Genomic DNA, 21,832 nt, shown 5'->3' on the forward strand with positions numbered 1-21,832 from the left:
GCTGACTCACCAGACAGCGCGGTGCTGCTCTGTGACGCCCCGCCCGCTGACGGTGACAAGACCAGCCTGGGTCCGTATCTGCCCTTCGAATCTGCCGAATGGCTGCGAGAAAACGCTTGCCATGACACCCGCGCGGAGATTCTCTTTGCGTTCTCCATCCGGATAGAAGTCGATATTTACGTACCCATCGACAGTCGCTATGTTCCACCGGTCCAGGGTGTTTTCCGGCCTGTAAGTGAAAACCGCCTGCCCCAGTGGAACAACGGCACCGTCGATCCACAGCGCATTTTCCAGGCCATTCATGAAGTGCGCGACGAGATTAATCCCGACTTGCCGCCCATCGGCGGTCGTGCCGTCGAGACTGGCCCAGTTCCAGCGGGTATCCCGGGGTGGATACCCGAGCGAGAAATCGAGGGCAGCATGTCCCTCTTCGGTCACGACGCGACCCTCAGTCCGAACGGACAAACGGCAATTCAGCGAACACAGCTTGTACGTGTGGTGGAACGGCCGGCCAGGCGCTGTACTTATCGCGGTGAGGCCGCGGCCGTGATCATCGATGTCGATGTCGACACCGAGACCAGACCCAGAATGCTTCGCCGCCCATCCAGCGCCCGAACGCGTAATCTCCCAGGACCGTGAGCCTCGGACCAGACGCCAGGGAACATCGAGTGACGGCTGAAATTTCGCGGGAAAACCGGCCGGCAAAACCGCCTTCTGCTCGGTAAACACTTCCCGCTGGCGATCGTGAATGTAGGCGAATGCCGTCGCCAGATAGCCAGCGTCGACGACTGCTAGCCCCACGGTGAACCGGGGTGTAAATGCGGCCGTGTAGATCCATGCTTTGCGCTGCCTCCGCCGCCGCGCGAAAGGCCCGCGCCCGTCCCATTTAGCCGTCGAAACGTCCGCGATCGGACCGAAGAAGCGGCCGTCAGACACACGGCCTGCGGGACCCAGTTCAAACGCGGGTGGAGCCGGTGGAAGACCGGGCGGGAAATCGTCGCTCGTCATGAGCGGTCGTGCACCACTAGGTCCCCGTATTCCGGATTCTTTGCGATAAAGTGCCGCACGAAAGAGCAAGTAGGAAGCACCCGTAATCCATTAACCCGGGTGTCATCAAGGGCAGCCTTTATCACCACACAGCCGAATCCCTGCCCTTGCTCAGCGGGATTGACTACCGTGTGGTTGAAATTGCGGACATGGTCGAATACCTGGTAGTCCGCGAAACCCACGCCACGCCCGTCGACAAGCAACTGGAAACGCTGCCCAGTAGTGTCGTGTTCAACCGTTGGTGTCATACCAATCTCAACGTTCATTTGCGTTCGATTTGTTCCCGGACTCTAACCCGCTCAGGGCATTCACGGAGGGGAACGCAGGACTATTTGATCGTGGCGCGGCACACCAAGTGGCCGGGACACCGCCGCGAGAAGATTCGCCGCTACCGGGGTGCACTCACGAGCATGCTCCCCATCGAGAAATCGGTTGATCTCGCGTGCCACGGCAGGAGAATTGGGGAGGGTGGGATGCGAGTTCCAGACAGGGCAAGCGTTCACCTCGGCGCCGATAGTCCAACCCGAGGGAAGCAGCACGAGGTCCGTCGCAGCCACGATGCTGAGGCCACGCACATGGTCGGGCAGAGGCGATCGCGATCGCATGATCTGTGCCGGGCCCTCCGGGTCCCCGAGAACACGCTGGAGTGCCGGAGTGTCGATAGCGAGAACCATCCCGAACTCCGTCGCTATAGGCGCTGCGATTCGCAACAGGTCCGCAGCGATCCGCCCTTGCCCGACCGTGTGGGCATCGACGTAGCCGTGGCCGCTTTCAGGGAAAGCGCTGAGCACTATGACCCTGTCGATCGGGAGGTCAGGCTTGGTAGCGGCAGCGAGCCACGCGACCCACGCCGAGTGCGAGTGACCCACCACGGTGATCGGCCTTGGCAGTCCCTCGACCTGGGCCGCTAGATGCGCCGCCAGCAGGTCCATCGGCTGGTGTGTGTCCTCCCCTGTGAAGGGCGCTCCCGTCCTGATTGGGCATGAGCCTTCCCGGCCTTCAACCCCGTCACCGGGGCCAGCGTACGAGTAGTAGTACATCTGTTCGCAGGTAAAGCCGAAACTTTCAGGCGCGAGCCGATAAACCGCGCCGTCGCCAGATGACGAATTGATGCCTGACATCACCATCAGGCTTCCTTCGCGCAAAGGTGGTTCCGGCTCACGCACAAACAACCGGTCTGCGCCCCACGCTGTCAGGAACAGTGCGACCCCGGTGAGCGCCACCGGCACTGGCCAGAGAAGCGACCGGACGGCATCGATATGGGGCAGTAACACCACGACGAATGCGGTGGCCAGGACGGCGGCGGGGATGGCCGCCAGGGTCAGCGAGGGCCATTGCTCCGCCGCCGCGCCGACCATGGCGATCACGGTGAGATAGATCATCAGCGCAGCGATGCGTTTGTAGCTCGTCAGGCCGAGAGCGATGCTGGTCCGTAGCCGTGCAGCGCCGGACCAGGGTGCGGCTGCCAACACAATGAACGTGACGATTGTGATCCACACGGACACCCAGAATGCCCGGACATACAGAATCGCGAATCCCATGTAACTGAGTTGCGCCGCGATCAGAGCGGGGACTGCTGCGGCGCTGTAGAAGAGCGCAGCGAACCGCAGACGTTGCCAGGTGATTCCCCCCAGGAGATACGCCAGTAGGACGATGCGGACGCAAATCAGCACGACGAGCAGACTGACAAATACCGGCCATGTCGGCGCGAGTACCAGGAGCATGCGCAGGTCGGCGAAGATGTCCAGCGGGGGCAGCCCTACGAGATAGACGAGCCCCGACCAGACAGGCAGCACACCTAATGTCGCAAGCACCATCACTGCTGCCGCAACGACAGCCAGTGGCCAGGTACGGCGAGCGGCGGCGTGCCAATCAATTGTGCTGTGCCTCACCACACCGACTTTGCCTCAACATGCGCCCGCCCGCGATCGGTACGGTGGAGGAAGGTACTCACGGCGAAAGTGGTGCGATGGAACTTCTTCTCATAGCCCTGGTCATCCTGGTCATCGTGTTCGTGATGCGTGCGAACTCGGCCAGCTCAGGGCAGATCCGGGGCGGGGCGGGTGCCAGCGCATCGCTCGAGGACGCGCAGGCGGAGGCTCGCCGCTGGATCGACCGGCTTGGCGGTCAGGTTCTGAACCTCACCGGCAGTGACGAGCCGTCGAAGCAAGCCCTCGCTGACGCGTCCGAACGCTACAACGCCGCCGGCGCTCAGATAGAGAGCGCGACGACACCACGCCAGGCGCAACTCGCTCAGGAGACGGCAATGGAGGGTCTCTATTACGTTCGTGCGGCGCGCGAGGCGATGAACATGGATCCCGGTCCGCCCTTGCCCGGACTTGACGGCCAGGATCGCGCGGGCCAGGTAAGCGAGAATCGCACCGTGCAGGTCGAGGGCCGCGATATCAGCGCGTCACCCGCTCCGTCGTCCCAGACCCCCAACTACTACCCGGGCGGAAACGTAGCAGGACGTCCAGTTCCCGCAGGCTGGTACTCCGAACCGTGGTGGAAACCCGCAATGGTCGCGGGTGCATGGGGCCTTGGTTCTGTGTTTCTGTTCAGCGCTCTCTTCACAGGCATGTCGGGGGTGAACTATGACGCAGCCGGTTTTGAGGGCGGTACGGGCGACGCAGGTGCCGGTGAAGGCGGCTACGGCGACGACTACGGCGACAGCGGTGGCGGGGAATTTGGCGGCGGGGACGTAGGAGGCGACGGGGGTGGCGGGTTCGATTTTGGTGGCATCGACTTCTGAGCCATACGAGCGGACTGCCTACGTCACACCTGACATTGCGGGCACCAGAAAATCTTGCGTGCCTGTAGTTCTGCCTGCTTGACGGGCGAGCCGCACACCCGGCATTTCTCACCGGCACGTCGGTAGACGTAGGTGCGAGGACGGCCTGGCTCATACGCTGGTGCGCCATTGTCGTGCTCTCGACGGATGGTGATCATTTTGCCTTCAGCGACCCCAACTGGCATGAGTTCAGTGAGGTCGCGCCACAGACCGTTCCATTCGCCGCGAGTGAGGGACGACCCTGCCCGGTTCGGCGCTATCCCCTGCCGGAACAGAACTTCCGCCCGGTACACGTTGCCCACACCGGCGATGACGGATTGGTTGAGCAGCAGTCCCCCTACTGGCGCGCGTGACCGATGCACTCGGCGCCAAGCCTGCTCAGGATCCGCATCCTCGCGCAGCGGGTCTGGACCGAGCCGGGCGAACAACTCGTCAACAGCTTCCTCACTGATGACTTCGCATCGTGTCGGCCCCCGAAGGTCAGCACCCCATTTCGAACCTGCGATCCGCATGCGAACCTCACCTACCGGCGCCGCCATCGGCGTGCACTGGCTGGTGAATTTACCGTAGAGGCCAAGGTGGACATGCACGACCGCGCCACCCTCGTAGTGGTGCAGGAGGTGCTTACCCCATGCTTCCGCACGCTCGAAACGTCTGCCGTCCACCAGGCGCGCGCCCGCGGCGAAACGGCCTTGCGGACTGTTCACGCGAACGATCTCACCCGCGAATTGTTGATGGTGGTCGCGGGCGAGCCGATGGAGCGTATGCCCCTCAGGCAATGGACGCCCCGCTCACGCTCCGGGAACCGCGGGGGCTTCGCCTGACTTCTCGTATTCGGCGAGGATATCGATGCGGCGCTGGTGGCGTTCTTCGTCGGACCAGGGGGTGGTGAGGAAGGCTTCGACGATCGCGAACGCTTCCTCTTTGCTGTGCATGCGACCACCGAGTCCCATGAGCTGAGCGTTGTTGTGCTGCCGCGCGAGCTGCGCTGTCTCTACGCTCCAGGCGAGCGCACAGCGGGCGCCCGGCACCTTGTTCGCGGCGATCTGCTCACCATTTCCGGAGCCACCGAGCACGATTCCCAGGCTGCCGGGATCTTTGACGACCTTACGGGCCGCGTCGATGCAGAAGGCTGGGTAGTCATCGAGAGCGTCGTACTCGAAAGCGCCACAGTCGATGGGCTCGTAACCGAGCGACTCGAGGTGGTCTTTGATCTGGTTCTTCAGTTCGAAGCCGGCGTGGTCGGCACCAAGGTAAACGCGCATGGCGCCATTCTGTCAGGTTTGACTGCGGTGTCACGCACCGAGTCGGTTCCGGCGCTCAACTGAAGACTGGTGATTCGTCGCGCGAACGCTTCAGCTCGTAAAAGTGCGGGTAACTCGCGAGTGCGACAGCTCCATCCCACACCTTCCCCGCATCTTCACCGCGGGGAATCCTGGACAGTACTGGCCCGAAGAATGCGGTCCCGTTGACGTGAATGGTGGGGGTGCCGACGTCCTCCCCGACCTTGCTCATGCCCTCGTCATGGCTTGCTCGCAAAGCGTTGTCGAAGGCATCAGTCTCGGCAGCCTCAGCGAGCGTCAAGTCAAGGCCGAGTTCACCAAGAGAGTCTTTGATGACCGCGACCCGGTCTTTCATACCCTCATTGTGAATACGCGTGCCCATCGCTGTGTATAGCGGACCCAGCACGTCCTCACCGTGTTTCTGCTCCGCCGCTATGAGGACGCGAACGGGGCCGAGTGTTTCCGCAATCATGCTGCGGTAATCGTCGGGGATGTCTTTGTTCTTGTTCAGCAGGTAGAGACTCATGACGTGGAAGTTCACATCGATATCGCGCGCCTTCTGCACCTCGATGATCCAGCGTGAGGTAATCCAGCACCAGGGGCACGCGGGATCAAACCAGAAATCGACGCGATCACGTTTGCTATCTGGCACAGCCACTCCTCACGCACTTGGATTGCGGGTCTCTAGTGGCATTAACAAGATCTTCAGAGACTGTGTTCCCTGTGCGAAAGTTGATGTGTTTAATGCCACATCACCTGACGCGCTTGCGGAACTCCCGCTTGATCTCATCCTCGAAGAGTTTCGCGAACGCCCGGTTACCAGTGTTGTTGGGGTGCATTGTCAGCGACGTCGACGTCGTCACGTTGCCTTCGTACCATTTGACGCCTTGCGGCTGGCACGCGTCGTGCCCGACGCTGGCCTTCGCCAGGTCCACATACGTGACCCCGGCGTATCTCGCTGCAGCCCTGATGATCTCGTTCATCTTGTCCTGGTACTCAGCGATGAACTGTGCGTCCTCGTCACTGGTCGGAACCACAGGGAAGCAGCCATGGTCCCCGACGGTGCCTCCGTGGCCGGCAAGGAAGATCTTTGCTTTGGGCGCACGTTCCTGCAGGGTTCCGAGCAGCCGATCCAGCCGCGGACGCAGCGGCCGCAGCGATTCCATTGCGGCGAGCCGGGTTTCAGGATCGTTGCGGCATTCCCGGTCTGCGCCTTCCTCCTTTGTGAAGCATGCGCGGGCAATGTCGTACCAGCGCACATCGTTTCCGCCAATACTGATCGTGATCAGTGTGGTTTCGTCCGTCACCGCGTCGACTTGCAGCGGCCGAGCGTCCCCGCTGCGCGACTCTTGAGGATTATCGAGAATGTGCTCAACACGCGCACCGCTGCAAGCCGCGAAATTGAAAAACTCCGGCTGCAGCCACTCCTCGATTAGGCGGGGGTAGGACGCAGCAGTTCGGCCGCACCCATCGTTCAGGAACCGCAGCGTTGATGGGCCGGCCGCTCGAGAATCGCCGAGCGCGACGTAGTGTTCACTACTTCGCGGTGAACTCGCCGCAGGGATCGCCGCGAGCGCCACCAGCAGAACTACGGTGAGCAAAAGCCATTGGCGCAGTCCCCGCCGACGTGTCGTGGTCCTCCCCTGTTCGCTCATACGAGCATCCAACGTACACGCTCAGGCGAGGCCTCGCGCAGCGCGAAATCTGGTTTCAGCCGCGTTCCGGAGAGTGCCTTGGTGAGCGCCACATGCACCACAGTGGCGGCCCGTCGGACAGGGACAAAACCTGTGTGATCTCGAAACCGTGGCGGAGGTATAGATCCCGATTGCGCGCACTCGTCGCCTCGAGGTAGGCAGGCATATCGTCCCGATCACACGCATCGAGCACGGGTCGCATGAGGGCGGATCCAATTCCCTGTGACTGCCACTCAGGCCGCGTTCCGAGCAGCCACAAATATTGGTGCTGCTTGTCTTTCGGATGATGTTCGTCCATCAAAGCCAATAGCGTGAAGACCCGCTCCGCGTATTCGCGAGACGTTCTTCCGATCTCGTCGGCGAGCCGCTCCTCATCGAGTTCCGCTCCCGGAGGTATCCATACAGCCGCGCCTACGGCGTCCGTGACAGTGTCGATTCCGCCGAGTGCGAGCGTAGCTTCGATCACCGAGCGAAAATTGTGCGGCAGAATTTCCGCCCGGCGAGCATCGTCGGGGTAACACCACGACATCACCGGATCAGTGTAGAAAGATGCTGCCAGGGTCCCCGCGAGATGTGGCACATCCGCATCAGTCGCTTTCCGCACTGACTTCGTGATCTGGACGGTCATGATGGCCCCCGTTGTCGTGTCGGGTTCGCGCGCCTATGTATCTATTTGTACTCCTCGCCGCACCGGCCGGACGGACGAACGGGCGTCACGCCCCGAGGACGACAAGTCCCTCGCCGGCGACGACTTGTGACCCCGTCGAGCCGAGCACCTGATCAACCACACCTGCCTGGGGAGCACTGATGATTGTTTCCATTTTCATTGCCTCCAGAGCCAGCAGAGGCTGGCCTGCCTGTACGACATCACCCGGTTCGACCATCACCTTCCAGATATTCGCGACGAACGGAGCCTCGACGAGCGCGCCGCCTTCGGGTACGACGACCTCCTCCACGGGCGTCACCACCTCCGGGACGGACTCCTGCCGGTCGAACTCTCCAGCCGCCGCCCACGCTGCGCGTTCAGCTCCGAAAGCGGTGGACTGCCGGTCGCGGAATTCCGCGATAGACGCCGCGTTCCCGGCCAGGAATCGCTGATGCTCAGCGAGGGAGAACTCACCGTCTGTGATGTCTGCATGGCCACGCCCCGCCGCTATGTCGGCTCGCATCTCGGTAAGTTCGTCCGGACTGACCGGATACCACTGGATTCGGTCGAAGAAATTTAGTAGCCACGGCCGCGCAGCGGGCTTGTGCCGGTTCCACACCTGGGTAGTGCGGCCAACAAACTGGTACCCGCCGGGGCCCTCCATCCCATAGATGCACAGATAGGCGCCACCGATACCGACAGCGTTTTCCGGCGTCCAGGTGCGCGCCGGGTTGTATTTGGTAGTGACGAGGCGGTGCCTCGGATCTAGGGGCGTGGCGACGGGTGCACCGAGGTACACGTCGCCGAGGCCGAGCACCAGGTACTCAGCGTCGAACACAGTGCGGAAAACGTCGTCGACGGACTCGAGGCCGTTGATGCGGCGAATGAACTCAATGTTCCAGGGGCACCATGGTGCGTCGGAGCGAACTCCAGACATGTAGCGCTCGATCGCTTCCCTAGTGGCGGGGTCGTCCCACGACAACGGAAGCCGGACTGTGCGACTAGGCACTACCAGTTCGGCTGCGGGAGGGATGTCTTCTTCAAGTTCGCGGAGCAGCCCAAGGAGTTTCGGAACTGGGAGGACGTCGGGGTCGACGTGCACCTGAAGCGAACGGATCCCCGGGGTCAGGTCGAGCACACCGTTGAGGCTGTCCCCCTCAAGCTTCATGTGCAGCGCGTGCACGCGAGCGCGCAGAGCGAGATCAAGAGTGATGTCGCCGTATTCGATGAGCACATTGTCATCGCCAGAACGCCGGTACGTCCGCGACGGCACACCCTCAGCGGCGTCGTAACGCGCGAGCACCCCATTGTCACCGTCCCCACTCGCGGTTGGCGTGTTCCACCGGCTGCTGTCCAGGGATCGCAACGAAGGTGACTTCGCTGACCGCACCGGCACAAACCGGACCGTGTCACCAGGTTTGAGCTGCCCAAGTTTCCACCGTTGCGCGGCGACGACCGTCACGGGACAGACGAACCCGCCAAGGCTCGGACCGTCGGGCCCGAGCAGGATCGGGGTGTCGCCGGTGAAGTCGAGCGCACCCACGGAGTAGGCGTTGTCATGGATGTTGGACGGATGCAGGCCAGCTTCACCTCCATCGTTGCGCGCCCATTCCGGTTTGGGCCCGATCAGACGGACACCCGTGCGCGCCGAGTTGAAGTGCACCTCATAGTCAGTGCGGTAGAGAGTGTCGATGTCTTCGCATGTGAAGAATTCCGGCGCGCCGTGCGGGCCTTCGGTGACAGCTATAGACCAGTGCCGGGTGAACTCCGGCGGCTCCGCGGCAACCGTGGTGTGCACCGTTCTGCCGCACGCGCGCAGGACGTCACCGGTCCGCAGCGCGCGGCCGCCGTGTCCCCCGAACTGTCCGAGTGTGAACGTCGAGGCGCTTCCCAAGTACTGCGGCACGTCAAGCCCGCCCGCGAAGAGGATGTAGGTCCGAAGCCCGGCCCCTTCCACCGTCCCGACGTCTAGAACCGCTCCCGCTGGCACAGTGATTGGTTTCCACATGGCCGCAGCGCTCCCATCAACCGTGACGGCGACTCCTGCTCCTGCCACACACACGGTCGTGTCGTGCGTGAACCGCAGCGCTGGCCCCGCGACCGTGCATTCAAGCCCCGGCGCACCCTCGTCATTGCCGAGCGCTCGGTTGCCGAGCCGGAAGGACAAATCATCCATGGGCCCACTTGGCGGCACTCCCACCTGCCACATTCCGATTCGTCCCGGCCAGTCCTGCACGGTGGTGAGCATGCCGGGACGCTCCACGACGATGCGCGGCTCGACGTCTTTGATGCCAGCAATCGTGGCGGTGCTGTGCTCTGCACGCAGAACGGCATCGTCTGTTGTGATGGCACGCAAGAGGCCCAGATTCGTTTCGATGCCGTCGAATCGAGTGGCTTTCAGCGCGTCGAGCATTGCCGTGAAAGCCTCGTCCCGCGTTTCGCTGTGGACAATGACTTTGGCGAGCATCGGGTCGTAGGCTGTCGAAACCTCTGTACCGGTTTCGGCCCAGCCGTCAACGCGCACGCCCTGCGGAAGGGTGACCTGAGTGAGTACGCCTGCGGACGGCAAAAAGTCACGATTAGGGTCTTCCGCGTATATGCGCGACTCGATGGCGTGGCCGTGCACGGGCAGTGCAGCGGGAAAATTGTGCTCCAGCCCAAGTGCGAGTTCGAGCATCATGCGAACAAGGTCGACACCAGTAACCAATTCGGTGACTGGGTGTTCCACTTGCAGCCGCGAGTTCACTTCGAGGAAAGAGGCTTCCTCGCGTACCGCGTCGTACACGAATTCGACAGTTCCGGCGCTCCGGTAGTTCACCGAAGCTGCCAACGCGCGTGACGTGTCGTGAAGCGTGTGACGGAGCTCGTCGGTCAGCCCGGGGGCTGGCGCTTCCTCGACCACTTTCTGGTTGCGGCGCTGCAGTGAGCAGTCCCGGTCGCCAAGGGTGACGATCCCGCCTGCACCGTCACCGAACACCTGGACTTCGATGTGGCGCGCGTTTTCGACGTAGCGCTCGAGGAAGATCCCCGCGGTCGAGAAGCTCTTCTCCGCGAGCCGTGCGACAACGTCATAAGCCTCCCTCAACTCGGCATCTGAGCGGCACACCTGCATCCCGATGCCACCACCCCCGCCAGTCGCTTTCAACATCACGGGATACCCGATTTCGGCAGCCGAGACGCGGGCATCGGCAAGGCTGTCCAGTAGACCTGTTCCAGAGATCATCGGCACGCCCGCTGCCTTCGCGGCGTCGCGTGCCGTGTGTTTTGAGCCGAAGACCCGCAGCTGGTCTGGTGTGGGACCCACAAAGGCCAGCCCCTCTGCCTCGACACGTTCCGCAAACACCGCGTCTTCGGATAGAAAGCCGTAGCCAGGGTGGATAGCTCCGGCTCCCGTTTGTCGCGCCGCATCGAGGATCGCATCAGCGTTGAGGTACGACTCTCGCGGGATGGTCGCACCGATGTGGATCGCCGCATCAGCCATTCGGACGTGGGCGGCGCCGCGGTCGGCATCAGAAAAGACAGCGACGGTGCGCAGCCCCATCTCTCCGGCTGTCCGGATGATGCGGCAGGCGATCTCGCCCCGGTTGGCAATCAGCAGCGTGTCAAAGGCAGGCATGGATGATGGTCCTTCCAGTGGTTCGCTTAAGCGGGCCGGGTGACGAGCATGCGAACCGGCGTGGGACGGAAACCGTTGCAGGGGTTGTTTATCTGTGGGCAGTTCGACACAAGGACGAGGGTGTCTTGCTCAGCTCGCAGCGACACTTTCTTGCCCGGTCCGGAAATACCGTCGACGATCCCGAGCGTTCCGTCGAGGTCAACGGGGACGTTCATGAACCAATTGATGTTCGAGACGAGATCACGTTTACCAAGTCCCCACCGAGCACCCTCCATCAGGAAGTTTTCAACGCATGCGTGCTGATGCTTCGTGTGGTGGCCATAGCGCAGTGTGTTCGACTCCTGCGAGCATGCGCCGCCGAGGGTGTCGTGGCGGCCGCAATTGTCGAACGTCACCGTCATCAGCGGTGAGCCGGTGTTGCTGCGCAGCACGCTTCCTTCGCTGAGGTAGGCGTTCCTCTGGGCCGCAATGGTTTCCGGAGCGGAATAGCGTTCGGCAGTGTCGGCAGCCTTGTAGAGGATGCAGTCGACGGCCTGGTTGCCCTCAAGGTCGATGATTGTGAGAGTGTCTCCGGCTTTGACGACGGCTGACCATGGCGCGCGGGCGGCCACGCGCTCGTCAAGGATCACCGAGGAACTGATAGTGGCAGTCATGTGTAAGTGCTCCTTACTTGAGGCCGCGTGCAGACAGATAGTCATTGGTGTTGGCAACGGCCCGGAGGAACTCGGGGTCACTGTTCGGGACGTGATCGAGGTCCTGCGGGCTCTCCCACGCCACAATCTGCAGGTTTGTGGTGGTGAATTCTGGAGCTGGATCAAGCCGGTGCGCCGTGTTGGCCAGCAGCACGATCGTTGGGATGTGAATCAGCAGGTCGACACTGGCGCCAGGTCCCGAGTTACCGACGCTTTCGAGCGTGCCGTCGGAAGCAACGCGGATGCCGTGAAAAAGCGAGATCGACGGTGGGAGGTCGCGCGGTGAGAGCCCGTGCTTCGCCGCGGCGACCGTGAACAGTTCGAAGCCTGCCGCGGCGGGCCCGTGGAGTGACCCGTCACCGTACTTCTCGGTGTTCGAACGCCTTGTTGTGGTGCCGCAGAGCAGGTCGTGTCTGCCCGAGGTGTCGGCCAGAACGGTGGCGATCACGCGGCCCTGATCGGATAGAAGCGGGTGGCCCGTGCTGAGGTAGGCCTGCCATGGCACTTTGACTGTGTCGGCGACGTTGAGACGCTCCCACGGCTGGTCCGCGTTGAACAGGAGCAGGTGGGCACAGGCGCTGCCGTCCACGTCTGTCAGGCGCAGACGGGTGCCGCGCGTGACGACCCTCGATGTGTAGCGGCCGCCCGCGATGGTCTCAGCCCACGTGAGGGCACCTGCATCCGTCGGCGGCTTGGGAAATGTTCTAGCCGGCACGAATGGCATGGAGTCAGTCATTGTTCCGGCCTGCGCGCGGGCATGGGCCCGCGCGGCCTTGGTGGTGGCCGTGCTTGCCAGCTCAGCTACTCCTGACATTGGTTCCTCCCGGTTGACACCGTCAGATATCTATCGATTGACAGATTTCCCGATTTTGCCGCATGGAGGGTGACGCACGGGTAACCAAGCGCCCTGCGCAGATTAAGGGTTTGTGACGTGCGTTACGGCCAGGTTTCGCACCCGTGAAGCGCGTTGAGCTGCGCTTTTGTTTCCAGAATCAGGTGTCCGCTTTACGGAAGGTTAACGGCGGCGAAACCATCCCGGCGGCCGCCCGCCGTAGGTTCCTGTCAAGTGATAGGTAGCCATGGCTGCTTGCATGAGGGCACATCCGCCCGCCCCACGACCCGACACCCTTCACCGTGGAGGCTTCCATGATCCTTTTCGGCGTCACGCTCAGCGTGCTCGTACTGCTCGCGGCAGGCTTATACGCCGCCCGGCGGGTGCAAGGCCAGAGCGCCAACTATCTCCTAGCGGGCCGGACACTCTCGATTCCGCTTGTCGCGATCGTGCTGGCCTCACAGGCAATTGACTCGAACGGCACCCTCGGCAATACAGACCTCACGGCTGATTTCGGTTTCTGGGCGGGCGCGTCATTGCCTATCGGCCTCGCAGCCTGCCTCGTTATTGCCGGTCTCTTCTTCGCCAAGCGAATGCGTGCCTTGCACGTCGTGACTCTGCCCGAGTACTTCGAGAAGCGTTTTGGCCGCGCCATGGAACTTCCGGCGTCGGCTCTCACTGTCTCTGCATTCGGCATTCTGCTGGCGGGAAACCTTGTGGCCATCGGCTTTCTGCTCGACCGGTTCGCTGGCATCCCCTATACGACCTCGATTCTGCTGGCAGTTCCATTTGTGCTCGCCTACACCATCGCTGGCGGCATGTTCTCGAGCACCTATGTCGGTGTCGGGATGATCATTCTGAACATCTTCGGTGTCCTCGCGCTCATGACGTGGATGACGCTGACGCACGGGTTCTCCGCACCGGAAGGGATGGGGCCTCTCGCTCTTGGACAGCTAACCAGCGCTGAAGAAGGTGCCGTACTCAACTGGGCGACAATCATCGCGCTCGCGCTGGGTAACTTGGTAGCGATCGACTTGATGCAGCGCATCTTCTCGGCACGCTGCCCCCAGACAGCGCAGCGAGCGTGCTTCGGAGGTGCCGCACTGATCCTGGCCCTGTGCATTCCGTTCTCGCTCGTCGCGCTAGCCGCGGTGTCGATTGTGGGACCTGACTCGAGCGGCCCAGTCCTGTTCTCCCTGTTAGGCGACTACGCACCGACTTGGCTGGCAATCCTTGTTCTTTCCGGACTTGTCGCCGCATCACTCACGACAGCGAGCGGGGTACTTCTCAGTACAGCGACAGTGATTGTGCAAAACATTCTTCGGCTGCCTGAGACAGTCCGGGGCATCAGTCCGATGACTGCCACACGCATCGCGATGCTGCCTATGGCGGCCCTCGGCGCATTCTTCGCTTTGCGTATCCCGCAAACAGGCATTCTGCTGACGCTGACGTTTGACCTGCTCCTCGCTGGCCTCGTGGTGCCATTCATCCTCGGGCTGTACTGGAGCCGAGGCGGCACTTCCGCCGCACTCGCCGCGTTGATAAGCGGCGTGACAGTCCGTGTCTTCTTCTTCGCCACCACGCCAACGGTCTATGGGGTCGACAACACGCTTCTCTTTATTCCGAATGGCCTCGTGCCAGAATCGATGGACGGGTGGTCGACCTTCCTCGCCGCGATCGTCTCGCTTACCGCTTATGTTGCGGTGGCGTTCACGTCACGGTCGGTCACGCCGCTTCCGGTTCCGCAGCAGCCGCAATCCCTGGAGCCGACGCTCGCGCCAGCACGCGTGTAGCAGTGGCGCTCTGCCTGGCCTGCTCCTTGTCCGGTACTTCACCGGGGAAGACCTGACAGTATGGTGTGGTGACAACGCAAGGAGCAGGCCGTCCCCGTTCATCCCAGCGCCGTCGCCCTGGTGAGACCGCGCGCGAGGAGATTCTAGACGCCGCAGCGGAGCTTTTCACCACCCACGGCTACGCGTCGACGTCAACACGGAAGATTGCTGAAGCTGTCGGCGTTCGGCAGGCGACGATCTACCACTATTTCGGAACCAAGGACGACATTCTCGAAGCGCTACTCAGCGGTACCGTTTCTCACACGCTCGACGCTGCTTCTGCTCTGTTTGCGACCACCGGCGATCCTGCTGCGCGGCTGCACTCCCTCGCTTGGTACGACGGAATCCAGTTATGGAACAGCCACTGGAACATCGGAGCGCTGTATCTGCTGCCAGAATTGCGTGCTGAGCGCTTCGCGCCCTTCGTTGCGAGCCGCGACGAACTCCGCCAGGTTTACCGTGACCGCACTGCCGACGTCATCACCCTCGCCGACAGCGACGCAACAGCGTCGCCCCACGCCTATCAGGAGGAAGACATTCCCTTGAGGCTCGTCGAGACGCTCGTCAACATGCGCTGGGATGGGCGCGGCGAGGTCGACGAACCCTTCCGGACAGCCAACTCGATTTTGCGCGCCATTGGTTGGCGCGGAAACTGGGAAATCCTTCAGAAAGAGTCACATCGAGCGCTCTGCACCATTCTCGATCCAGCGGAGATTATCGCCAAGCGCTGATTAGCGACAACTCGGGCCGACCGCACACGCGATCGGCCCGAGTTACCCAACCCCACCACACAACGATTCAAGGCTCGACTTCACCTCTGCCACCCCACAGCAGACAGTGCAGCGCGCCTTCAGTGCGACCACCACCGGCTACATACGAGTTGTAGACACCCCTCGTTCGCAGCGGTCACAACGCCGTGCGCTTTCAGCAGTTATTCGCGCGAGTGCGGCGAATCGTTACTCAGTTTCCCAGTTTTCCGCCCGTTTGGTGAGCAGTTTCACACTTTCGGTACTCATGCCTGCTTTGCCTAATAAAATTCCGGACAATCACACCGATCCGGATGGTGAGGCCAATTGGGGGCCATCTACTTCGCGCGCGCTGCCGTCGCGACTATTGTGGACGCGTCAGCTGTGTTCAGGCCACGGCGGCGCAGTTCAGCCAGAAACGCGGCGCGGATCTGTTCGACAGTTTCGGCACCGAAGTCGAGGAGCGCACCGCGCATTCCGCTTCCACGCACGAAGTCCCACGCGAATTTCTCGGTCAGTGGCACATAATTCGGAAACACCACCGCTTCAGGCTCGACGAGTCCGAGTTCCCTCAGCCACTCCTTCATCGATGCAGGTTCGTCTATCCGGACGATGTTGTCCTCCCACGGAGAACGGCGCGGCGGACCATCAGTGTCCATGAACTGCTTGAGTGTTTCCCCAAAGGTCCGCACATAGTCCTCGAGGGCACCCCGGCGCCACACCGTGACACCGATTCGGCCACCCGGACGCACAAACTCCACGAGTCGTGCGCAAGCGGCATCCATTTCGGGCAGGAAGAAGACGCCGTACGAGCATGCGAGTGCGTCATAAGACCCATTCTGGCTATGCCAGGCCGTCACGTCCGCTTCCTCGAAAGTGACATTGCGCAATCCGCGGTCGGTTGCGTTCTGCTGAGCCACTGCAAGGAGATCCCCGGCAAGGTCTATGGCGTGTACGGCACCGTCCGGACCGACAGCCATCGCGGCGGCAAGTGCTGAGGCGCCGGTTCCAGAACACACGTCGAGCACCCGCTCGCCGGGGGAAATCCGCAGTTCGCAGACTAGCGCTTGTGCTGCCGGGCCCCACACGAGCGGAGTCACTCGCTCGAAATCCGTACTCGCGGCATTGAACGTTTGAGCCAATCCTGAGCCAGTCACCCCGCCCATGCTACCGACAATCGTTGCCATTTGGGCTTGCCCCTTCCACGCGCACGGCCAGAACGCCACGCCCGCACGGTGCACGTGCCGAGAAGCTCTCATCAGAGCATGATGGGATGAACAATCACCGGTCCCCAACAAGAAGGCATCTCACGTGGCTGCACCAAACCTGACTCGCGAACAGGCGCGCACCCGCGCCGGGCTGATAAAAGTCGACAGTTACGCCATTGACATTGACCTCACGGACGGCTCAGGCGCGCCAGGAGAAAATACATTCCGGACGAAAACGACGGTGCGGTTTTCGGCAACTCCTGAGGCGTCGACCTTTATCGACCTGATAGCTGCGAAAATCCACAGTGCAGCGCTGAATGGGTCGGCTCTCGACACATCAGCGTACGAGGAATCAAGCGGCCTTCCGCTCCATGACCTCGCTGACTCGAATCTCCTCGAGATTGACGCGGACTTTGAGTATTCGCACACCGGCGAGGGCCTGCACCGATTTGTCGATCCCGCTGACAATGAGGTCTATCTCTACTCACAGTTCGAAACGGCAGACGCGAAGCGCATGTTCGCCTGCTTTGACCAGCCAGATCTAAAAGCGACATTTGAGTTCACCGTCACTGCACCGGACCACTGGGAAGTCATTTCGAACGGCGCGGAGGCCACCCGGGACGGGCTCACCCGCAAGTTCGTGGCCACCCCCAGGATGAGCACCTACCTCGCAGCCCTCATCGCTGGGCCGTACGCGAAGTGGTCCGACACTTACAGCGACGAGCACGGTGAGATCCCGTTGGGCATCTATTGCCGCGGCTCCCTAGCGGAACACATGGATGCCGATCGGCTGTTTACCGAAACCAAACAGGGTTTCGGTTTCTATCACGCCAATTTTGGAGTCCCCTACGCGTTCGGCAAGTACGACCAGCTGTTCGTCCCCGAGTTCAATGCCGGTGCGATGGAGAATGCGGGTGCCGTGACGTTCCTCGAGGACTATGTCTTCCGGAGCCGCGTCACGCGCTACCTCTACGAACGACGAGCGGAAACCGTGCTCCACGAGTTGGCGCATATGTGGTTCGGCGACCTCGTCACCATGGAGTGGTGGGACGACCTGTGGCTGAACGAATCGTTCGCGACCTTCGCTTCGGTGCTTTGCCAAGCAGAGGCCACTGAGTACACGAACGCGTGGACAAGCTTCGCCAACGTCGAGAAATCGTGGGCCTATCGCCAGGACCAACTGCCCTCCACGCACCCTGTCGCTGCTGATATTCCGGATATTGAAGCCGTCGAGGTCAACTTCGACGGCATCACGTACGCCAAAGGGGCGAGTGTCCTCAAGCAGCTCGTTGCCTACGTCGGGCTCGAGAGCTTCCTCGAGGGTCTGCGCTCGTATTTCCGTGAGCACGCCTATGGCAATGCGACCTTTTCCGACTTGCTGCGCGCCCTTGAGGCGGCTTCTGGACGTGACCTCTCGGATTGGGGCGCGCAGTGGCTTAAGACGACGGGACTCAATACACTTCGCCCCGAATTCTCAGTCGGCGACAACGGCACGTTCACCGCGTTCGCCGTGCGGCAGTCCGGCGCCGAGCCGGGGGCGGGTGAGACTCGGACGCACCGCCTAGCAGTCGGCGTGTACGACGATGACGGCTCAGGAAAGCTGACCCGCGTCAACCGTGTCGAGCTTGATATCGACGGTGAATCAACCGACGTCCCTGAGCTCACAGGCGTGTCACGCGGAAAGTTCATTCTCGTCAATGACGACGACCTCACATACTGCTCAGTTCGGCTCGACGAAGACTCGTTGTCAACGCTGATATCGCGGATCGGCGACATAGCGGATCCGCTGCCCCGCACGCTCGCGTGGTCTGCCGCGTGGGAAATGACACGAAATGCGGAGATGCGCGCGCGGGACTTCATCGCGCTTGTGCAGCGCGGCCTCGAAACAGAGTCGGAGATCGGAGTTGTGCAGCGGCTTTTGCTGCAGGCTGCCACAGCGATTTCGTCATACGCGGAACCTGGCTGGGCAACGGAGTCGGGCTGGCCGGAATTCGCAGATCGTCTCCTCGACCTCGCCCGCACATCAGAGGCAGGCTCGGATCATCAGCTCGCCTACGTCAATGCCCTGACCGCTGCGAAGCTGTCACCGCAGCACACGCAGGTGTTGTCGGCCGTCCTCGAAGGCGCACCTGAGTCTCAAGGTCTGCGCGGACTTGTCGTTGATACGGATCTACGGTGGCGCCTCATCCAGGCGCTCGCCGCGGCAGGTGTCATCGATGGCGACGGTCCGGAGTCCCCAATGATCGATGAAGAGATCAAGCGTGACGCGACGGCAGCTGGCGCCAGGCAGGGTGCGCAGGCAGCAGCGATGCGCCCCCAGGAAGCGGTGAAGGCCTTCGTCTGGTCGCGCGTGGTCAGCGATCCCACGCTGTCGCACACGATCACCCGCGCAATGATCGCCGGCTTCTCGCAGCCCGGACAGGCGGACCTGCTCAGCCCGTTCGTTGACCGTTACTTTGAGGTCATTCCGGAAATCTGGAAGACCCGAACCAGCGAGGTTGCCCAGACCATTGTGATCGGCCTCTACCCGTCATGGGCGATTAATAAGGAGGCGTTGCGCAAGGCAGACGACTTCCTGGCAGGTAACCACCCGCCGTCGTTGCGCCGACTGGTCCTTGAGGGACGGGCAGGCATCGAACGGTCACTGCGGGCGCGCGAATTCGACGCGAAGTAACCTATCCCGACATACTTTAGGTGGCCACCCTCAGACGAGAGTGGCCACCTAAATTAATGCGTGCGAGACGTCAGTGACCGACGGGACGTGCCGCCGCCGACATCACTTTCACTGCAGCAACGAGGCCGTCGATCAGCTTGCCCTCGCGGAACGCGGGAACAGCTGCGGTGACACCAAGCTGGCAGATGCGATCGCCAACCTTGCCGACCACTCCAGCACCGGACACCACTTCGATCTTCCGTTCACCTGGTGACACCGCAATCAGCGCACTGTGGTCAGGATCATCGAGGCTGTCCAGCAGATCGAATGCCCGGTCGTTTGCGTTATCTCCAAGCTCACCGAGGTAGATGGTGAACTTGACTCCGGTGGTGCGCGTACCGAAGGTCAGCGCATCATCAAGCCGGATGAGGTCGTCCTTGTCGAACGGGAGTTTCTCGACTGGCTCGTCGAGGAACCGTACCGCCGAAATGCGTCCGCTCGAGGTCTGCGCCGCTCCCAGCGGAAGATTCTCGACTACTGGTGCTGCAGGAACCAGAATCTCACCACGTTGCACTTGCAGATCCTCCAATCGGGTGCGCTCCGGATTCGGGGCGATGGCCGTGTCCACTGTGTCCACTGTGTCCTGAATGGCCTCCATGGCCATGTTCATCGACGGCACTCCACCACACCGGTCCGTAAGGCCAGGGATCACCGAGCTGGTACGGCTCGGGACGAAGCGGCTTCTTCATCATCGGTATCACGCCCAGCAGGAAATAAATCGCTGCGGGAATGACAACGAATACAAGGATGGTCTCCATAGGGCTCACCCCTAAAACGGTAGTCGAAGCGCCTCATGGATTTGTCGCCGGGTCGGTAAAAAGTCGCAATCAGGCGCTCTCGAGCGCCGGAACGTAATCCCCCCATACCGGGTCGAACGTGTCGATCTTCGATACCAGGTACCAGTGCCGTCCGGCGGGAGGTCGCGGAATGGTACGCAGTGACCAGCCCAGTTCGCTGAGCAGCCGATCGGCTTTCTTGTGATTGCAGCGCGCACAACACGCGACACAGTTCTCCCAGACATGCTCGCCACCGCGACTGCGCGGGACTACATGGTCAATCGTGTCCGCTTTTGCGCCGCAGTAGCCACACCTGAATCGATCGCGCTGCATAAGGGCGGCGCGCGTGAGGGGAACACGAGCTATGTAAGGGACGTGCACGTAGACCGTGAGACGGATGACAGACGGCACATACAGTTGGCGCCCCGCTGAATGGACGACCGTGCCCGCCGGATCGGAGTGGAGCATTTCAGCACGATTCCGGAGCATGAGGACCAGCGCGCGACGGACCGGAACAGTGGTGAGGGGTTCGTAGCTGGCGTTGAGCAACAGCACGCGCCGTGACGCCCAGCCTCGCATCGGTGCGCGTTGCGCCTCGGGCACTGCTTCTGCGGGTGGGGGTGACTCGTGCGCGATCGCTAAATGGTCACCGTGAATAGCCCGTGGCACCCACTCATTCGGGGTGACGCCGGGCACGAGTTGTCGGTGGTGGACCTTGTTGGAACTCCTCTTCGCCATCTCAGGCCTCCCGTGCTGTGAATCGTTCGCCAGAGACCGCCAGGCGGCGACCGCGACACTGCCCCAAGTGAACACTGTCGGACCACGATTGCGCAGCAATTTTCCGGAGGAAGACCTGGGAAGAGTGTGTGAATTCTTGGTGACGGCTCCCCCGCACGCCGCACGGACCAGTCTTCCTGACGCAAGCAGAGCGCTACTGAGCAACAAGGATAGGTTAGGCTACGCATAGTCGTCGACAAACGTGGGAGTAAAAGTGATTCTCCGGACACCGGTCCGCAAATCGAGAGCGACGCTCGTGACCACGAGCACCATCACGATTGCATTCCTGGCATTCCTCGCAGGGTGCACAGCTGAGTCCTCCGGAAATGGCGAAACGGGCGCGGTCAGCGAACCAGCACGCACCGTTGAACACGCTCGAGGCGCGACGGAAGTGCCCGCTCAGCCACAGCGCGTTGTGGTTCTCGAGCCTGTCCAGCTCGATACGTCTGTCGCGCTCGGTGTCATGCCAGTCGGCACGACCGTGTTCGGCAGCGCGAGCGGGGCACCTGATTATCTCGGGCCGCGGGCGGCGCAGATCGAAGCGGTCGGCACTGTTCCGGAACCCAGTCTCGAGGCAATCGCGGCACTTCACCCAGACCTCATTCTCGGCACCGAGACACGCCACGGAGAATTCTACGAGCAACTTTCAGCCATCGCCCCCACTGTCTTCATGGCCTCACAGTCTGATCCCTGGCAAGAGAACGTCGACTTGGTGGCCACCGCACTCGGTAAGCGCGAAGAAGCCAGTCGCCTTCTCGCTGATTATGACGACCGCTGTGCCGAAATCAGGGAGGAGTTCAGCACGGAGGGGCAGACCGCGCAACTCATCAGGCCGCGCGAGGACATCCTCACGCTCTACGGACCGACGTCCTTTGCTGGCAGTACCCTCGAATGCGCTGGCTTCACAACACCGGACCGAGATTGGGCCGGCGAAATTTCAATCGACATCTCACCCGAACTCGTCGCACAGGCGGAAGCCGACCTGGTAGTCGTGACATCCCCCACTCCCGGCGACCCTGGCACCCTCCCCGATGTGGTCACGAACAGCGTCGCCCAGTTCCCTAGACTGCATCTCGTTGACCAGGCGTATTGGATCGCGGGAGTCGGCCCACTCGGCGGAATGACAGTCCTCGACGACATCGAAAAGATCCTCCAGGAAGGCTGACAGCAGGGCCGTGA

The 21,832-nt window shown here is 61.9% G+C and carries 20 protein-coding genes; 5 read left to right on the forward strand and 15 right to left on the reverse strand.

What is annotated here, in order from left to right:
- Positions 1 to 6 precede the first annotated feature (6 nt).
- The 3 genes from FHU29_RS17515 to FHU29_RS17525 are packed head-to-tail and all read right to left on the reverse strand — an operon-like array spanning position 7 to position 2,939.
- Positions 7 to 1,008: a DUF2804 domain-containing protein gene (locus FHU29_RS17515; RefSeq protein WP_064439351.1), complete on the reverse strand. Its 1,002-nt coding sequence runs from the start codon at positions 1,006 to 1,008 to the stop codon at positions 7 to 9.
- A complete protein-coding gene (locus FHU29_RS17520) occupies positions 1,005 to 1,295 on the reverse strand; it encodes a GNAT family N-acetyltransferase (RefSeq protein ID WP_064439520.1) in 291 nt (96 codons plus the stop codon). Before FHU29_RS17520 ends, FHU29_RS17515 begins: the two co-directional genes overlap by 4 nt.
- Before the next feature lie 60 nt (positions 1,296 to 1,355).
- Positions 1,356 to 2,939 carry an alpha/beta fold hydrolase gene (locus FHU29_RS17525; RefSeq protein ID WP_157094956.1) on the reverse strand — a complete coding sequence of 528 codons (1,584 nt, stop codon included), beginning with the start codon at positions 2,937 to 2,939 and terminating at the stop codon, positions 1,356 to 1,358.
- Positions 2,940 to 3,016: 77 nt separating this feature from the next.
- Here FHU29_RS17525 and FHU29_RS17530 point away from each other — a divergent pair, with 77 nt between their 5' ends.
- Positions 3,017 to 3,799 carry a hypothetical protein gene (locus tag FHU29_RS17530; protein ID WP_064439522.1) on the forward strand — a complete coding sequence of 261 codons (783 nt, stop codon included), beginning with the start codon at positions 3,017 to 3,019 and terminating at the stop codon, positions 3,797 to 3,799.
- A gap of 23 nt (positions 3,800 to 3,822) precedes the next feature.
- Here FHU29_RS17530 and FHU29_RS17535 read toward each other — a convergent pair whose 3' ends face one another.
- The 8 genes from FHU29_RS17535 to FHU29_RS17570 all read right to left on the reverse strand — a co-directional run bounded on the left by FHU29_RS17535 (position 3,823) and on the right by FHU29_RS17570 (position 12,583).
- Complete coding sequence (locus tag FHU29_RS17535) at positions 3,823 to 4,617, reverse strand: Fpg/Nei family DNA glycosylase (protein ID WP_064439352.1); 795 nt, start codon at positions 4,615 to 4,617, stop codon at positions 3,823 to 3,825.
- 12 nt (positions 4,618 to 4,629) lie between these two features.
- Positions 4,630 to 5,103, reverse strand: coding sequence for a ribose-5-phosphate isomerase (locus tag FHU29_RS17540; protein ID WP_064439353.1), 474 nt, complete (start codon positions 5,101 to 5,103; stop codon positions 4,630 to 4,632).
- 55 nt (positions 5,104 to 5,158) lie between these two features.
- Positions 5,159 to 5,773: a mycothiol-dependent nitroreductase Rv2466c family protein gene (locus FHU29_RS17545; RefSeq protein WP_083962183.1), complete on the reverse strand. Its 615-nt coding sequence runs from the start codon at positions 5,771 to 5,773 to the stop codon at positions 5,159 to 5,161.
- Positions 5,774 to 5,873: 100 nt separating this feature from the next.
- Positions 5,874 to 6,776 carry an SGNH/GDSL hydrolase family protein gene (locus FHU29_RS17550; protein WP_083962184.1) on the reverse strand — a complete coding sequence of 301 codons (903 nt, stop codon included), beginning with the start codon at positions 6,774 to 6,776 and terminating at the stop codon, positions 5,874 to 5,876.
- Positions 6,777 to 6,831: 55 nt separating this feature from the next.
- Positions 6,832 to 7,443: a GNAT family N-acetyltransferase gene (locus FHU29_RS17555; RefSeq protein WP_083962185.1), complete on the reverse strand. Its 612-nt coding sequence runs from the start codon at positions 7,441 to 7,443 to the stop codon at positions 6,832 to 6,834.
- 85 nt (positions 7,444 to 7,528) lie between these two features.
- Positions 7,529 to 11,077: an urea carboxylase gene (uca, locus tag FHU29_RS17560; RefSeq protein ID WP_064439355.1), complete on the reverse strand. Its 3,549-nt coding sequence runs from the start codon at positions 11,075 to 11,077 to the stop codon at positions 7,529 to 7,531.
- A 26-nt stretch (positions 11,078 to 11,103) separates the two neighbouring features.
- A complete protein-coding gene (locus FHU29_RS17565; protein ID WP_198156516.1) occupies positions 11,104 to 11,718 on the reverse strand; it encodes an urea amidolyase associated protein UAAP2 in 615 nt (204 codons plus the stop codon).
- 25 nt (positions 11,719 to 11,743) lie between these two features.
- A complete protein-coding gene (locus FHU29_RS17570; protein WP_064439357.1) occupies positions 11,744 to 12,583 on the reverse strand; it encodes an urea amidolyase associated protein UAAP1 in 840 nt (279 codons plus the stop codon).
- 332 nt (positions 12,584 to 12,915) lie between these two features.
- Here FHU29_RS17570 and FHU29_RS17575 point away from each other — a divergent pair, with 332 nt between their 5' ends.
- Both FHU29_RS17575 and FHU29_RS17580 read left to right on the forward strand, forming a co-directional pair.
- Positions 12,916 to 14,394: a high affinity choline transporter 1 gene (locus FHU29_RS17575; RefSeq protein ID WP_064439358.1), complete on the forward strand. Its 1,479-nt coding sequence runs from the start codon at positions 12,916 to 12,918 to the stop codon at positions 14,392 to 14,394.
- A 68-nt stretch (positions 14,395 to 14,462) separates the two neighbouring features.
- On the forward strand, positions 14,463 to 15,164 hold the full coding sequence (locus FHU29_RS17580; RefSeq protein ID WP_269747830.1) for a TetR/AcrR family transcriptional regulator: 702 nt from the start codon (positions 14,463 to 14,465) through the stop codon (positions 15,162 to 15,164).
- Between the two features lie 353 nt (positions 15,165 to 15,517).
- Here FHU29_RS17580 and FHU29_RS17585 read toward each other — a convergent pair whose 3' ends face one another.
- Positions 15,518 to 16,366, reverse strand: coding sequence for a class I SAM-dependent methyltransferase (locus tag FHU29_RS17585; RefSeq protein WP_232322895.1), 849 nt, complete (start codon positions 16,364 to 16,366; stop codon positions 15,518 to 15,520).
- A gap of 124 nt (positions 16,367 to 16,490) precedes the next feature.
- Here FHU29_RS17585 and pepN point away from each other — a divergent pair, with 124 nt between their 5' ends.
- Entirely contained in the window at positions 16,491 to 19,061 is a 2,571-nt protein-coding gene (gene pepN, locus FHU29_RS17590; RefSeq protein ID WP_064439360.1) for an aminopeptidase N, read from the forward strand.
- Positions 19,062 to 19,131: 70 nt separating this feature from the next.
- Here the strand turns inward: pepN and FHU29_RS17595 are convergent, their stop codons facing one another.
- The 3 genes from FHU29_RS17595 to FHU29_RS17600 form a co-directional block, all read right to left on the reverse strand.
- Complete coding sequence (locus FHU29_RS17595; RefSeq protein ID WP_260152858.1) at positions 19,132 to 19,710, reverse strand: DUF5130 domain-containing protein; 579 nt, start codon at positions 19,708 to 19,710, stop codon at positions 19,132 to 19,134.
- Positions 19,601 to 19,858, reverse strand: a complete 258-nt coding sequence (gene ctaJ / locus FHU29_RS23885; RefSeq protein WP_439951633.1) for an aa3-type cytochrome oxidase subunit CtaJ — start codon at positions 19,856 to 19,858, stop codon at positions 19,601 to 19,603. Before ctaJ ends, FHU29_RS17595 begins: the two co-directional genes overlap by 110 nt.
- Positions 19,859 to 19,927: 69 nt before the next feature.
- Positions 19,928 to 20,614: an HNH endonuclease gene (locus FHU29_RS17600; protein ID WP_064439361.1), complete on the reverse strand. Its 687-nt coding sequence runs from the start codon at positions 20,612 to 20,614 to the stop codon at positions 19,928 to 19,930.
- Positions 20,615 to 20,870: 256 nt separating this feature from the next.
- On the opposite strand from FHU29_RS17600, the gene FHU29_RS17605 reads away from it, so the two are divergent.
- Positions 20,871 to 21,818 (forward strand): ABC transporter substrate-binding protein, encoded by a 948-nt coding sequence (locus FHU29_RS17605; RefSeq protein ID WP_423785890.1) that lies wholly within the window; start codon positions 20,871 to 20,873, stop codon positions 21,816 to 21,818.
- Positions 21,819 to 21,832 lie beyond the last annotated feature (14 nt).

The sequence above is a fragment of the Hoyosella altamirensis genome (genome assembly GCF_014191505.1).
Lineage (GTDB): Bacteria > Actinomycetota > Actinomycetes > Mycobacteriales > Mycobacteriaceae > Hoyosella > Hoyosella altamirensis.